A 13,805-nucleotide genomic window follows, 5' to 3' on the forward strand; every position below is an offset into this window, starting at 1 on the left:
AATGGGATATTATTCAAAGCTTTAAAGGATACCTTATACATGGTTTCTTTTTCAACCTTATTTGCAGTAATATTAGGTTTTATTTTAGCCATAATCCTCATAGTCACAAATGAAAAGGGATTAAAACCTAATAAAATTATTTATAACATGCTAGATTTTATAATTAATATATTAAGATCCTTTCCATTTATAATACTTATGGTTGCAATTATACCTATTACAAAAATTATAGTAGGTAAAAGTATTGGTAGGGAAGCCACCATTGTTCCATTAACTATTGCAGCAGCACCATTTGTTGCAAGAATTATTGAGACTTCTTTAAAAGAAGTAGATACAGGTCTTATTGAAGCCGCTAAATCCTTTGGTGCTACAACATTACAAATATTATTTAAAGTTATGATAAAGGAAGCATTTCCATCTATAGTTAGAGGAATCATATTAACTATTATAAATTTAATTGGATATACTGCTATGGCAGGTGCTGTAGGAGGTGGAGGATTAGGAGCTGTTGCTATACAGTATGGTTACAATATGTTTAAGATAGACATAATGGTATATACCGTTATAATTCTTATAATAATTGTTCAAATAGTACAAGGCTTAGGGAATATTTTATACAATAAATTAATTAAATAAGGGGGCTATAAAAATGAAAAAAGTAGCAGTTTTATTATCAACAATTATACTATCTCTAGGACTTTTAGGTTGTGGAGGAGACAAAAATGAGGCGGGAGATACACAAAATAAAGATAATAAGAAAAAAATAGTAGTAGGAGCATCACCAACTCCTCATGCAGAAATTTTAAAAGTAGCAAAAGAAGAATTAAAAAAGGAAGGATATGAATTAGAAATACAACCTTTCACAGATTATCAAATTCCAAATAGAGCTTTAGAAGAAAAACAATTAGATGCAAACTATTTTCAACACATTCCATTCTTAGAAGAAGCAATTAAGCAAAAAGGTTATAAATTAACTTATACTGAAAAAGTTCACATAGAACCAATGGGATTGTATTCAAAGAAAATTAAAAAAGTTGAAGAAGTAAAGAGTGGAGCAGAAATAGCTATACCCAATGATCCAGCAAATGGAGGCAGAGCATTAAGAGTTTTAGAAAGTGCTGGTATAATAAAACTTAAAAATGGTGAACTTGTAACAAAATTAGATATTACTGAAAATAAGAAGAATATAAAAGTAACAGAGGTTGATGCAGCACAGCTTCCTAGAATTTTAGATGACGTAGATGCAGCGGTTATAAATACCAACTATGCAATTGAAGCCTCATTAAATCCTTTAAAGGATGCTATAGTAATCGAATCAAAGGATTCTCCTTATGTAAATATATTAGCTATTAGAGAAGAAGATAAGGAAAAAGATTATATAAAAGCACTATCAAAAGCTTTAACCTCAGAAAAAGTTAAAAAGTTCATAGAAGAAAAATATGATGGTAATATTATACCAGTATTTTAAGTATATAAAAAACAACTCTTTTTACAGGAGTTGTTTTTTATTGTATCATAGTAGTATAAATGAGTATAATATATAGGAGGAAGAGTTTTATGTATTTTAACAATCCAGGTAAGGAACATACAGAAAAAACTATAGAATTAGCAATTAAAATTGCAAAAGAAAGGGGTATAAAACATATAGTAGTAGCATCAACTAAAGGAAGCACTGCAAGATTATTAAAAGATTCCAAACTAGATGTAACTGTTATTACTCATGTATATGGTTTTAAAGAAGCGGGAAAACAAGAAATGTCAGAAAAAACAAGAGAAGAACTAGAAGGTTATGGTTTTAAGATTTATGCTGGAACTCATGTATTGTCTGGGGCGGAAAGAGCTATATCCAATAAATTTGGTGGAATAAGTCCAATAGAGATAATAGCCTACTCTCTTAGAATGCTAGGGCAAGGTGTTAAAGTAGGAGTAGAAATATCTACTATGGCTCTAGATGCTGGTTTAATTCCTTATGGAGAAGATGTAATAGCAATAGCAGGAAGTAAAGAGGGAGCAGATACTGCTGTTATAATAAAACCTGCCCACGGAAGCAATATTTTTGATACAAAGATTAAAGAAATAATATGTAAACCTTTATAATAAGTTGATATATATGGCATAATGTGATAAAATTTTTTTGAAGTTACAGTAAAACTTAGATTCCATAATATAAGGGAAAACTAAGTTTTATTTTTTATTAAGAATTTAACCTAATAGGAAGAAAGAAGGTGGTAGTTATGGAAGATGAGCCAGAGCCTATTAGATATAAATATATTGACCATAACTATAAAGGTTTGGTGATGCTTAGGAGTTGATAAAAATGAAAAAAGAATTTGAAGAAATCATATCTCTTATTCATGAAAAAAAGTTTCATAATGCAAGAGAGAAGATTTTAGAACTAAATCCTGTGCATATATCAGATATTATTGAATGTCTTGATATATCAGAAGCAATTTTGGTTTTTAGAATGCTTCCAAAGGATATGGCAGTAGATGTATTTAATTACTTAGAAAAGGATTTTCAAACAAATATTATAACTGGTATTACTGATAAAGAAATAAAACACATTATAGAAGAAATTTATTTTGACGATATGATCGACCTTTTGGAAGAAATGCCAGCAAATGTAGTAAAAAAAATCTTAAAGTATTCAAATGTAGAAGAGAGAAAACTTATAAATGAATTTCTAAATTATCCAGAGGATTCTGCAGGAAGTCTTATGACTATAGAATATGTAGATTTAAAAAAGGATATGACAGTAAAAGAAGCTATAGCTCATATAAAGGAAACGGGAGTTAATAAAGAAACTATTTACACATGCTATGTAATAGATAAACAAAGAAAATTAGAAGGAATTATATCTTTAAGAAAATTAATATTAAGTGATTATGATTTATTAGTTGAAGACATAATGAAAACAGATATAGTATTTGTAAATACTAATTATGACCAAGAGTATGTAGCTAATGTATTTAAAAAATATGATTTATTAGTAATGCCTGTGGTTGATAATGAGAATAGATTAACAGGAATAATTACCATAGATGATATTATGGATGTTATAGATAAGGAAACTACAGAGGATTTTCAAAAGATGGCTGCTATGGCTCCATCAGAGGAAAAGTATTTAGACACTAGTGTATGGACACTTGCAAAGAATAGACTTATGTGGTTAGTAATACTTATGATATCTGCAACCTTTACAGGTAATATAATAAAAAGTTTTGAAGATGTTTTACAATCCGTAGTAATATTAACGGCTTTTATACCAATGCTTATGGATACTGGTGGTAATGCAGGATCACAGTCTGCTACCTTAATAATAAGAAGTATAGCATTGGGAGAAGTTGAGGGTAAAGATACCCTTAAAATAATATGGAAAGAATTAAGAGTAAGCATAATAGTAGGTATTAGTTTAGCGGTAATTAATTTTGCTAGAATATACTATATAGAAAAAACACCTTTTGCAGTAACTTTAACAGTATGTATAACTTTATTCTTTACAGTTGTATTATCTAAAATAGTAGGTGCTATATTACCCTTAATAGCTAAGAAATTCAAGGTGGATCCAGCTATAATGGCTAGCCCACTTATAACAACTATAGTAGATGCAACTTCACTTATAGTGTACTTTTCAATTGCAAAACTTTTAATGGGAATTTAGATTTTACAGAGTAAAAGTAATAGGAATAGGTCGAATTTATTCAACCTATTCCTATTACTTTTGAAATAGGGAAAGTAAATAAAATTCCTCTGCCAGGGTTATTAAGTCCACCTTTTTCTACTAAGGTGTCAATTATTTCTTGGGAACGGCTATCATCAGCTAAGATTATAATTATCTCTTTAGAGGATTCTATATGAAAATTAAAATATTTTTTTATTTCTTCATCTCCAGTGCCTCTTCCATAAAATATAGTTGCACCTTTTGCTCCAACTTTTTTTGCATGATCAACTAAAGAATTAGCTTTTCCTCTTTCTACAATTGTAATAATACAAATCAAACTGATCCCTCCTTTACTTTGATAAAATCCCTAATATAAGCACAGATATAACAGGTCCCATAGAAGTTAATCCTATTATACCAAAAGCATTTAATAATGGGTCAGAATTTTGTAAAGTTCTAGATAGACCTAGGGCTATAGTTAAATTTAAAGGTATATTCACAGGTCCTGTAGTAGAACTTGCACAATCAAAAGCTATACCTATTATTTCTTCAGGAGCAAAAATACATAATATTATAGAAAGAACCAAAAGAGGTATTACAATTTTTGAAGTTTGAATACTATATAGTATTTTATATACTCCAGCAGATAAACCAGCTCCAAAGCCAATAGCTACAGTATAAATTAAGACTTTTTTAGAAATAGTACCAATGGATATTTCCTCAACTTCAGCCGCTAAAGTAGCTAAAGCAGGTTCAACTAAGGTAGTTGAAAATCCTATTATGAAAATAAGTAAAAGAATCAACCATTTATTATCAAGAGATACTAAATTTTCACCAACGGATTCTCCCAGAGGTAAAAGAAAAAGACTTGTCCCTTCTAAAAATAAAAAAAGTCCTAAAGTTGTTAATATTATTCCAAAAGTAAGGCTTTTGATATTTTTTATAGGTTTTTTTAATAGTACTACTTGTATAAGTATTAAAAATAAAGTTATAGGCAATATATTTTTGAAAGTATCTAAAAGTCCCTTTAAGATATAAGAAAGTTTCACATAATCCCTCCTAAGTTTTATATGATTTTGTTTATAAAACAATTATTTAGTATATTTAAATAATAAATGGAATGGATATATATTATTATAGCATAAAGCTTTGTTTAATGAACAACTTATATGAAGCTTTTTCCACTACGATACATGGGATCCTCATTATTCATTATAATACATTTCCTGGGAAATTATAGGTGGAAATATAAGTTAAAATAATAAAATAGGTACGAAACAGAGTCTTTAATCATATAATAAAAGTGTGTAAAAATTCATTTGTGGAGGAATATATGAAAGACTATAATATGCATTGTTGTAATCCTATGTGGGGAAATTGGGGTAATTGGAGCAATAACTGTATAGACTATTGTGCAGACTATGGAAAGGATTTTTCAAAGGAAGGTTTAAAACGATCTCTTTGTATGATAAAAGAGGCTATAGAAGAGGCTGAAAAGAATCAAAGAGAATATGATCACTTAATATCTATGGCATGTAATAAAGAGCAAAAGGAAATATTAAAATCTATAAAAGAAGATGAAAAAAATCATGTAAGATGGCTTAGAGAAATATACATGGATTATACCGGAAAAGTTATTTGTCCTAAAAAATGCGGAGAATCTAAAAAACCTAAACATTACTTTGAAGGTATTAAAAAGGCTTTATTTGGAGCAATCAAAGCTATGGAAAAATACAGCTTAATTAGATCAGGACTTCCAAGGAGATGTGATAGGGATATCTTATTCCAGATGATAACAGATAAAATAAAACATGCTATATATCTTAATTACATTCTTTTAATGAATTGTTGTAGAAAATCTAAAAGAATGAGAGGCGAAGAAGTAGATGATATTCCTGTTATAGATAATATAGATGATATGGAATATATAGATGTTATAGATAATATAGACAATGCGGAAGATATGGATGACACAGAGGATATTAGCAATGAAAGCTTTGATTCTAAAGAACTCTTTGAAAATATTTCCCCTTTAGTAGATAGGGCTTTACAAGAAAAAGATATGGGAATAAACTTAGATTATTTATTTTCTAAATTTATTTTATCTGGTGCATTAGTAGGAGAAGGTAAAAAACCTGAAGAAGCTTTAAGAGAAGCAGAAAGATGGCAAGAATACGAGAACTCCAATATATTTATAAGAGAATAGTTAATATAAAAAAGCTTGCAATTTAGTTTGCAAGCTTTTTTATATAATGAACAATTAAGGATGATTTTCTTCCGCTTTGCTACAGAAAATCTTTAGTTTTATTTTGTAGGCTCGTTCAGCAAGCTGAACATTACTATATTTATAAAATTAAAAGTTTTTCGTAACGAAGTGGAGAAAAGCTATCCACAATTATTCATTGTTCATTCTTCATTAACTAAAAAGTTCCCATATCCCAAGTAAAATTATTAATATATAAGAGGAAATTTCTGCAAATTTATCATTAAAACTATGAGCAGAAGCTTTTTTTCCTATAAAACATCCTAACTTTAAAAAAATTAAACTAAATAAAAAAGATAAAAATGAGGTGACGTAAATATTTAATCCTATGATACTTGCCATTATACCAAGGCCTATATTATTTAAACAAAGGAATATACCAAGATATATAGCCTCTTTAAGCTCTATGTTTTTCGAAGAATCAAAGTCCATTTTTTCAGGATTTTTTAAAAGGTCCGAATAAGAGCTTTCATCATTAAATTTATTTTTTTTACGTAAACTATTTATTATTAAACATATACCTACCATAATAAGAAGCAAGCTTCCGAATTTATTAGCTTGCTTAGGAGATATATAATTAATTAATTTAGCTCCTGGTAACATGGATAGAAAAGTACCGAGTCCACTTATTAGTGCAACTAATAAGTTGCTTAAAAAATTTATTCTTATTTTATTTATTCCATAACTTATACCGATTATGAAACTATCACAAGTAGATGATATTGCAAATATTAATATAGATAAAATACTCATATTAAAATCTCCCTTAACATATAATATAGTCATAATTTCATGGTATGTATGTATATAGAATTTTGATATAAATTATTGACAAAAAAACTCAAATAGAATATAATCATACTAAACATATAGGAATAGTAGTGAATAAGAGGTGACATTAATGCAAATTTCAACTAAAGGCAGATACGGATTAAAAGCTATGGTAAATATAGGGGTGTATTCTTCTTTAGAAAGTGTTACTAAAAAAAGTATTTCAGAAATGGAAGATATATCAGAAAAATATTTAGAACAAATCCTATCAGTTTTAAAAAAGAATGGTTTAATAAATAGTAAAAAAGGTCCTCAAGGAGGGTATACTTTAGCAAGAAATGATAATGAAATAACAGTAGGAGATATATTAAGAACTTTAGAAGGGGAGTTAGAGGTAGTAAATTTAGAAGAATATAATGATAGTAATATTATGGAACTATGCTTAAAAAGAAATGTTTGGAATAAACTAAATAAAGAAATTAATACTTTAGTAGATTCCATAACATTAGAAGAGTTAGTACAGGAATATAAAGGATATAAAAATCCAGGATATATGTATTATATATAATATTTTTTCACTAAATACCTACTTAAGCTATAGGTAAAGTAATGATACAGTTTGCAATATAACAGGAGACTGAGCTATTGCATTAATGCTTAATGGAATAGTTGAAAAACATCATCTAAATATATAAATAAAAGGAGAGGATTATATGAAAATATACAATAATCTAATAGAGCTTATAGGAAAGACACCACTTGTAAACCTAAATAAATTTGAAAAGAAAAATGGATTAGATTCAAATATAATTGCAAAGGTGGAATATTTTAATCCATCAGGTAGTGTAAAGGATAGAGCAGCATTATCTATGATAGAAGAAGCTGAGAGGACTAATCTAATAAATAAAGATACTGTAATAATTGAGCCAACTAGTGGAAATACAGGTATAGGCTTAGCTTTAATTTGTGCAATTAAAGGATATAGATTGATTTTGACTATGCCAGAGACTATGAGTATAGAAAGAAGAAATATACTAAAGGCTTATGGGGCAGAAGTAGTTTTAACTCCTGGAAACAAGGGAATGAATGGTTCTATACAAAAAGCAGAAGAATTAGCAAAGGAAATGGGAAATGTTTTTATTCCACAACAATTTAATAACCCTTCCAACTCAGCTATTCATAAAATAACAACAGCAAAAGAAATAATAAATGATTTGGATGGAAAGGTAGATATATTTATTGCGGGAGTTGGAACTGGTGGTACAGTAACAGGTGTTGGAGAAGGATTAAAAGAATATAATAAAAATATAAAAATTGTAGCAGTGGAGCCTGAAAATTCACCTATTTTGTCTGGTGGGAAACCGGGGCCACACAAAATACAGGGTATAGGAGCAGGCTTTATTCCAGAAATATTAGATATGAATATAATAGATGAGATATTTAAAGCTCCTAATGAAGAATCCATAGAAATTATGAAGAAAATAGTTAAATTAGAAGGATTGTTTGTAGGAATATCTTCAGGAGCTGCATTATATGCGGCAAAAGAAATAGGTAAAAGAGAAGAGAATAAAGGTAAAAATATAGTGGTGTTATTACCAGACACAGGTATGAGATATTTATCAAGTTATTAGTTGTTAATTGTAAAAGCCCTAATATAATTTATTAAATTTTAAATTATATTAGGGTTTTTTTATATATTTTATTAGAAAGATATAAAATATATAGACGAATATATGTATAATTTGTTAAGATATTATTAAAATAAAAAAAGGAGGAGAGAGAGGAGAAAGTGAAAATTTTAATAATTCATCTATATTTAATATTTTGGCTTATATTAGCACAAAGATTTACATTAGAAACAGTTATCTTAGGATATGTTATATCTTATTCCATTTTTAAGTTTAATAAAAAAACTCTATGTATAAATAATAGAAATATTAAACTTAAAAAGGGTAAATATATATTGACATACTGTTTTTGTCTTGTTAAGGAAGTTTTTAAATCAAATTTCCACGTAGCTAAAATAATATTAAGTCCTAAAATGAACATATCACCAAAAATTGTAACTTTTGAAACAAAAATTAGATCAAATTTTTTAAGAACTATATTAGCTAACTCTATAACATTAACACCAGGAACTCTAACTGTAGAATTACAGGATAATAGCTTCACTGTTCATTGTTTAGAAGAAAGCAATATACATGAGTTAAAAGACTCTGATTTTGAAAAAATTCTTTTGAAATTTGAAGATAGTAGGGAGGATAAAAATGATTCATAATATATTAGTTTTTGCTATACTCTTTCTATCTTTCACCATTATAGGCTGTATGTATAGAGCCATGAAAGGACCTACCTCAGCAGATAGATTAATAGCTGTAAATGTAATAAGTACTAAAACTATAATACTTATTTTATTGGTATCCTTTATACTAAATGAATCTTATTTTATAGATGTAGCCTTAGTTTATGCCATGATAAGTTTTGTTGCTACATTAGTTATTGCAAACTTTATACATAAATTAGGAGGAAATTGTAAATGATAATAACCATAATAGGTGGAATTTTTATATTAGGAGGCCTTTTCTTTTTTCTAGTTGGAACTATAGGCATATTAAGATTACCAGACGTTTTTACAAGAATACATAGCGCAGCGAAATGCGATACCTTAGGTGTACTTCTAACTATAACTGCTCTTATTATATTTAATGGTTTCAAAGTAACCTCCTTAAAGTTATTTTTAATACTTATATTTATATGGATAACTAATCCTACAGCCACCCATTTAATAGGGAAAGCTCAATATGGTATAAATAAGCCAAAGGTCACAGAAGACGGGGTGAAAAACAATGAAAATATTTAGTATAATAATGCTTTTATTTTTAATAGCATCTTCTGTTGCAGTTTCATATATAAAGGATTTATTAGGTGCCGTTATAATATTTACAGTATATAGCTTAATTATGGCAATACTTTGGCAACAGCTTAATGCCCCAGATTTGGCTATCACTGAAGCAGCAGTAGGTGCAGGTATAACAACAATACTTTTTGTTATAACTTTAAGTAGAGTTAGGGGGGCAAAAAAGTGAAAAAAATATTAGCAGGTATCATTTCCATATCACTAATTTATATTTTGTTATTAGGTGTAAAGGATTTACCTGAGTTTGGCAAAGGACAACCTCCTGTTCATGGAGAAGTTTCAAAGTATTACATAGAAAATAGTGCAAAAGAAACAGGAGCTACTAATATAGTTACAGGAGTAATTTTAGATTATAGGGCTTTTGATACCTTTGTAGAAGCCAGCGTTTTGTTTACATCAGCTATAGCAGTTATGGTAGTTTTAAAAAAGGATGTGGAGCACTAAGTGGAAAATAAAGAGATTATTTTAAAAGAAGTATGTAAATTTGTAATACCTTTTATACAAATATTTGGCGTATATATTATATTTCATGGGCATTTAAGTCCAGGTGGAGGATTTGCAGGAGGAGCTATTATAGGAGTAAGTTTTATACTATATAGAATAGTTTACGGTAAAAAAGAAACAGATAAAAAAATAAACTATTCATCCCTTATAAAAATATCTTCTTTTGGTTTGATTTTATATGGAGGTATGAAAGGATATAGTTTCATAAGTGGTGGAAGCTCTATGCATTGGCCATCACCTCCCTTAGGTAAAGAAGGTAATATTATAAGTGCAGGGTTTATTCTTCCTCTTAATATTATAGTTGGAGCTTTAGTAAGTATAACTATGTATTTTTTATTCAGTCTATTTAAAGAAGGAGAAATATAGAATGGAAAAACTATTTGCAAATTATTACGAATCAGCATCTATTATTCTATTTGGTATAGGATTTGTAACTTTGCTTTTACATAATAATTTAATAAAAAAAATTATAGGATTAAACATAATGGATACTGCGGTTTTTTTATTTTTTATTGCAAAGGGGTACATAAAAGGAAAAGAAGCACCTATTATAGTAGGTGAATTTAAAGGAGTGGAAGGATATATAAATCCAATTCCAACATCTCTTATGCTTACAGGAATAGTTGTAGCTGTAAGTACCACAGCCTTTGCATTAGCCTTAACAATTAAAATATATGAAAAATACGGAACCATAGAATTAGATGAAATATTAAAAGGGGAGGGAACACAATGATACCAATAGATAGTTTTCCACTAATATGCATTTTATTACTTTTTTTATTGGCTCCAGTTATGATTTTAGTAAAAAGGATTCCCATAATAAAAGGAATAAGTATTGCATCTTTTACAATTTGCTTTTTATTATATGCAACTACTTTTAAATATGTACAAATAAATGGTGATTACTTTTATAAAATAGGATACTATAATGCTCCCTTTGGAGTAGAATTTCATATTGGAACGGTAGAGATAATAATCGGGCTGTTATTTTCCTTTGTAGCAACAATGATAGTATGGTATTCAATATACAGTATAGAACATGACATAAAAAAAAGTAGAATACCATTTTATTACTTCTTAGTTAGTGTTTTGGTAGGTTCTCTACTAGGCATGGTTTTCTCAAATGATATATTTAATGTATTTGTTTTCATTGAAATAGGGAACTTAGCTTCTTGTGGAATAGTTGTAATAAAAGATAAAAAAGAAAATATAAAAGCAGGTATGAAATATCTTATAATGAGTTGTTTAGGATCAGGTCTTGTATTAATGGGTATAGCATTTCTTTATTCAATTACAGGTCATTTAAATATGACATATATGCATAATGAGCTTGTAAAAAATTATATGAATCATAAAAACTTATTACTTATAAGTATGGGGCTGTTCACTGTGGGACTTGGAGTTAAAAGTGCAATGTTTCCACTACATACATGGCTTCCAGATGCTCACTCTAGCGCACCAACATCATCTAGTGCTTTATTATCTTCATTGGTTTTAAAGGGATATGTAATATTTTTAATAAAAATGTTATTTAGAGTTTTTGGTATAGATTTATTAAGAGAATTTTCCATACTTAAAGTAATACTTATCTTAGGATGTGCAGGTATGATATTTGGCTCTTTACTTGCTATAGTACAAAAGAATTTTAAAAGAGTCATAGCCTATTCAACAGTAGCACAAATGGGATATATATTTTTTGCATTGGGTCTTGGTACAGAAATGGGTTTTATAATATCTATATTTCATATAGTTGGCCATGCAATAACAAAATCTGCTCTATTCCTATGCGCAGGGGATATTATTAAAGGAACTGGAGAAAAAGATTTAGATAAATTAAAGGGTGTAGGTGCAGAAATGCCTTATACATTAGCTTTATTTTTTATAGCGTCTCTATCTATGATAGGAATTCCACTTCTTCCAGGGTTTATAAGTAAATGGTATTTGGCATTAGCATCTATTGAATCACAAAGACCTATTTTAATAGTAATAATACTATTAAGCAGTCTTTTAAATGCAGTATATTATTTTCCTATAGTAGTAAATGGTTTTTTTGGTGAAGATAATTTAAAAAATAAAGTATATAAAAGTAAAAATACACCTATAGTTCAACTATTGCCTATAATTATTTTAATTTTCGCAATGATATATGTAGGTACAGCATCAAGTGACATAATAGAACTAATAAGAACAAGTTTAGTTTAGGAGGTTAAATTTTGAATACAGCAATAGTTTTAATACCTATACTTTTTCCAATGGTCATAGCGATTTTTATAGGCTTTGGAAGATTTAGAGAAAATATTAGAAATTCTATAGTAGCTATAACAGTGTTTTTAAATCTATTTTTTATAATATACATTTTCAAAAATAAAGGAACAGCTTTTTTTACAGTTGTAAAAATAAATGAGTTTTTAGATATTTATTTAAAGATAGATAAATTAGGAGTATTCTTTTCACTATTAGTATCTATACTTTGGATATTTACTAGTTTTTATTCTATGGAATATATGAAGCATGAAGGAAAGGAAAATAGATTTTTTGCTTTTTTCTTGGTAACTTTAGGGGTAACATTAGGTATATCTTTTTCAGGAAATTTAGTAACACTATATCTATTTTATGAAGTTTTAACATTAGCTACTTTCCCTCTAGTTATACACTCAGGAAGTAGGGAGGCTTTAAAAAGTGGTAGAAAATATTTAATATATTCCTTTGTAGGAGCTACCTTCGTTCTTTTAGGTATGATATTTTTATTTGCCGTAACTAAAGGATTAGATTTTTATCCTAAAGGTATCATAAGGGATTTTAAGTTAAATAAAACTTTAATATCTACAAGTTACATAGTAATGTTTTTAGGCTTTGGAGTAAAGGCTGCCTTAGTACCTTTTCATTCCTGGCTTCCAAAGGCAATGGTTGCACCTACACCCGTAAGTTCCTTATTGCATGCAGTAGCGGTAGTGAAATCTGGTGTATTTGCTCTTATAAGAATTACCTACTATGTATTTGGTGGGGAAATAGTTAAGCTGATATATGGTAGAAAATATCTATTATTATTTGTAACCATATCTATACTCATGGGCTCTTTTTTAGCACTTCACCAAAGTAACTTAAAAAAGAGATTAGCATATTCTACTATAAGTCAATTAGGATACATACTCTTAGGGATATTAATTTTAAATGGCAATTCCCTTGTAGGAGGCCTTTTGCATTTAATAAACCATGCTGTTATAAAGATTACATTGTTTTTCTGTGTAGGTACAATAATGTATACAAGAGGGAAAACAGATATAGATGAAATAAAAGGTATAGGTAAAGAAATGCCCTATACTATGTGGTGCTTTACCATATCTTCTATATCATTAATTGGAATACCTCCAACTAATGGTTTTGTAAGTAAGTGGTACTTGGCTCAAGGTGGACTTTTAGAAGGTAAAGTAATTTTTCCAGCTATATTGTTAATTAGTGCCCTTTTAACCGCAATGTATTTACTTCCTATTATAACTGTTGCTTTCTTTAAAAAAGATGAGCAACATAAGAATGTAGAAAAAATAGAAATTAAAGAAGCTCCAAAGAATATGCTAGTTCCAATAATACTTATAACTTGTATAACTATAGTATTAGGACTATATCCTAATCCAGTATTAAATTTTTTACTTGAAATATCTAAAGAGGTTATATAAAAGCGGGAGGTGATT

19 protein-coding genes are annotated in these 13,805 nt (G+C 28.4%); 16 read left to right on the forward strand and 3 right to left on the reverse strand.

Annotation, left to right across the window (positions count from 1 at the left end; genetic code table 11):
* Positions 1-39: 39 nt before the first annotated feature.
* From B5D21_RS08795 to mgtE, 4 genes are all read left to right on the forward strand, one after another.
* Entirely contained in the window at positions 40-636 is a 597-nt protein-coding gene (locus B5D21_RS08795; RefSeq protein ID WP_052040407.1) for a methionine ABC transporter permease, read from the forward strand.
* 13 nt (positions 637-649) lie between these two features.
* A complete protein-coding gene (locus tag B5D21_RS08800) occupies positions 650-1,468 on the forward strand; it encodes a MetQ/NlpA family ABC transporter substrate-binding protein (protein WP_011099576.1) in 819 nt (272 codons plus the stop codon).
* An 89-nt stretch (positions 1,469-1,557) separates the two neighbouring features.
* Positions 1,558-2,097, forward strand: a complete 540-nt coding sequence (locus B5D21_RS08805; RefSeq protein ID WP_035109830.1) for a pyruvate kinase alpha/beta domain-containing protein — start codon at positions 1,558-1,560, stop codon at positions 2,095-2,097.
* Between the two features lie 220 nt (positions 2,098-2,317).
* Positions 2,318-3,661: a magnesium transporter gene (gene mgtE, locus B5D21_RS08810; RefSeq protein ID WP_035109831.1), complete on the forward strand. Its 1,344-nt coding sequence runs from the start codon at positions 2,318-2,320 to the stop codon at positions 3,659-3,661.
* 40 nt (positions 3,662-3,701) lie between these two features.
* On the opposite strand, the gene B5D21_RS08815 is transcribed toward mgtE, so the two are convergent.
* Together B5D21_RS08815 and B5D21_RS08820 are read right to left on the reverse strand one after the other, a co-directional pair.
* Positions 3,702-3,998, reverse strand: coding sequence for a P-II family nitrogen regulator (locus B5D21_RS08815; RefSeq protein WP_035109832.1), 297 nt, complete (start codon positions 3,996-3,998; stop codon positions 3,702-3,704).
* Positions 3,999-4,011: 13 nt separating this feature from the next.
* Positions 4,012-4,710, reverse strand: a complete 699-nt coding sequence (locus B5D21_RS08820) for a DUF1538 domain-containing protein (protein WP_035109833.1) — start codon at positions 4,708-4,710, stop codon at positions 4,012-4,014.
* Positions 4,711-4,994: 284 nt separating this feature from the next.
* Between B5D21_RS08820 and B5D21_RS08825 the strand changes: the two genes are divergently transcribed.
* Positions 4,995-5,867, forward strand: a complete 873-nt coding sequence (locus B5D21_RS08825) for a hypothetical protein (protein WP_052042371.1) — start codon at positions 4,995-4,997, stop codon at positions 5,865-5,867.
* A gap of 210 nt (positions 5,868-6,077) precedes the next feature.
* Here the strand turns inward: B5D21_RS08825 and ytaF are convergent, their stop codons facing one another.
* Positions 6,078-6,677, reverse strand: coding sequence for a sporulation membrane protein YtaF (gene ytaF, locus B5D21_RS08830; RefSeq protein ID WP_035109834.1), 600 nt, complete (start codon positions 6,675-6,677; stop codon positions 6,078-6,080).
* 148 nt (positions 6,678-6,825) lie between these two features.
* On the opposite strand from ytaF, the gene B5D21_RS08835 reads away from it, so the two are divergent.
* The 11 genes from B5D21_RS08835 to B5D21_RS08885 all read left to right on the forward strand — a co-directional run bounded on the left by B5D21_RS08835 (position 6,826) and on the right by B5D21_RS08885 (position 13,790).
* Complete coding sequence (locus B5D21_RS08835; protein WP_035109835.1) at positions 6,826-7,263, forward strand: Rrf2 family transcriptional regulator; 438 nt, start codon at positions 6,826-6,828, stop codon at positions 7,261-7,263.
* Between the two features lie 145 nt (positions 7,264-7,408).
* Positions 7,409-8,326, forward strand: coding sequence for a cysteine synthase A (gene cysK / locus B5D21_RS08840; protein WP_011099569.1), 918 nt, complete (start codon positions 7,409-7,411; stop codon positions 8,324-8,326).
* A gap of 158 nt (positions 8,327-8,484) precedes the next feature.
* The gene (locus tag B5D21_RS08845; protein ID WP_011099568.1) at positions 8,485-8,973 is read left to right on the forward strand and encodes a Na+/H+ antiporter subunit E; all 489 of its coding nucleotides are present in this window, start codon (positions 8,485-8,487) and stop codon (positions 8,971-8,973) included.
* Positions 8,963-9,235: an MrpF/PhaF family protein gene (locus B5D21_RS08850; RefSeq protein WP_035109836.1), complete on the forward strand. Its 273-nt coding sequence runs from the start codon at positions 8,963-8,965 to the stop codon at positions 9,233-9,235. The genes B5D21_RS08845 and B5D21_RS08850 overlap by 11 nt, the downstream gene beginning before the upstream one ends.
* Complete coding sequence (gene mnhG / locus B5D21_RS08855) at positions 9,232-9,555, forward strand: monovalent cation/H(+) antiporter subunit G (protein ID WP_035124854.1); 324 nt, start codon at positions 9,232-9,234, stop codon at positions 9,553-9,555. Before B5D21_RS08850 ends, mnhG begins: the two co-directional genes overlap by 4 nt.
* On the forward strand, positions 9,542-9,781 hold the full coding sequence (locus tag B5D21_RS08860; RefSeq protein WP_035124856.1) for a hydrogenase subunit MbhD domain-containing protein: 240 nt from the start codon (positions 9,542-9,544) through the stop codon (positions 9,779-9,781). The genes mnhG and B5D21_RS08860 overlap by 14 nt, the downstream gene beginning before the upstream one ends.
* Positions 9,778-10,056 carry a hydrogen gas-evolving membrane-bound hydrogenase subunit E gene (gene mbhE / locus B5D21_RS08865; protein WP_052040354.1) on the forward strand — a complete coding sequence of 93 codons (279 nt, stop codon included), beginning with the start codon at positions 9,778-9,780 and terminating at the stop codon, positions 10,054-10,056. Before B5D21_RS08860 ends, mbhE begins: the two co-directional genes overlap by 4 nt.
* Positions 10,057-10,482: an MnhB domain-containing protein gene (locus B5D21_RS08870; protein ID WP_011099567.1), complete on the forward strand. Its 426-nt coding sequence runs from the start codon at positions 10,057-10,059 to the stop codon at positions 10,480-10,482. It abuts the gene before it with no gap.
* 1 nt (position 10,483) lies between these two features.
* Positions 10,484-10,849: a sodium:proton antiporter gene (locus tag B5D21_RS08875; RefSeq protein ID WP_011099566.1), complete on the forward strand. Its 366-nt coding sequence runs from the start codon at positions 10,484-10,486 to the stop codon at positions 10,847-10,849.
* Positions 10,846-12,318: a complex I subunit 5 family protein gene (locus B5D21_RS08880; RefSeq protein ID WP_011099565.1), complete on the forward strand. Its 1,473-nt coding sequence runs from the start codon at positions 10,846-10,848 to the stop codon at positions 12,316-12,318. The genes B5D21_RS08875 and B5D21_RS08880 overlap by 4 nt, the downstream gene beginning before the upstream one ends.
* A gap of 11 nt (positions 12,319-12,329) precedes the next feature.
* Positions 12,330-13,790, forward strand: coding sequence for a complex I subunit 5 family protein (locus B5D21_RS08885; protein WP_011099564.1), 1,461 nt, complete (start codon positions 12,330-12,332; stop codon positions 13,788-13,790).
* The last annotated feature ends 15 nt before the right edge of the window (positions 13,791-13,805 follow it).

This window comes from Clostridium tetani (assembly GCF_900167265.1).
In the GTDB taxonomy this organism is placed as follows: domain Bacteria; phylum Bacillota; class Clostridia; order Clostridiales; family Clostridiaceae; genus Clostridium_G; species Clostridium_G tetani.

Coding starts and splice junctions, on each gene's coding strand:
- B5D21_RS08795 (WP_052040407.1), top strand. CDS start 40: ATGGTTTCTTTTTCAACCTTATTTGCAGTAATATTAGGTTTTATTTTA.
- B5D21_RS08800 (WP_011099576.1), top strand. CDS start 650: ATGAAAAAAGTAGCAGTTTTATTATCAACAATTATACTATCTCTAGGA.
- B5D21_RS08805 (WP_035109830.1), top strand. CDS start 1,558: ATGTATTTTAACAATCCAGGTAAGGAACATACAGAAAAAACTATAGAA.
- mgtE (WP_035109831.1), top strand. CDS start 2,318: ATGAAAAAAGAATTTGAAGAAATCATATCTCTTATTCATGAAAAAAAG.
- B5D21_RS08825 (WP_052042371.1), top strand. CDS start 4,995: ATGAAAGACTATAATATGCATTGTTGTAATCCTATGTGGGGAAATTGG.
- ytaF (WP_035109834.1), bottom strand. CDS start 6,677: ATGAGTATTTTATCTATATTAATATTTGCAATATCATCTACTTGTGAT.
- B5D21_RS08835 (WP_035109835.1), top strand. CDS start 6,826: ATGCAAATTTCAACTAAAGGCAGATACGGATTAAAAGCTATGGTAAAT.
- cysK (WP_011099569.1), top strand. CDS start 7,409: ATGAAAATATACAATAATCTAATAGAGCTTATAGGAAAGACACCACTT.
- B5D21_RS08850 (WP_035109836.1), top strand. CDS start 8,963: ATGATTCATAATATATTAGTTTTTGCTATACTCTTTCTATCTTTCACC.
- mnhG (WP_035124854.1), top strand. CDS start 9,232: ATGATAATAACCATAATAGGTGGAATTTTTATATTAGGAGGCCTTTTC.
- B5D21_RS08860 (WP_035124856.1), top strand. CDS start 9,542: ATGAAAATATTTAGTATAATAATGCTTTTATTTTTAATAGCATCTTCT.
- B5D21_RS08875 (WP_011099566.1), top strand. CDS start 10,484: ATGGAAAAACTATTTGCAAATTATTACGAATCAGCATCTATTATTCTA.
- B5D21_RS08880 (WP_011099565.1), top strand. CDS start 10,846: ATGATACCAATAGATAGTTTTCCACTAATATGCATTTTATTACTTTTT.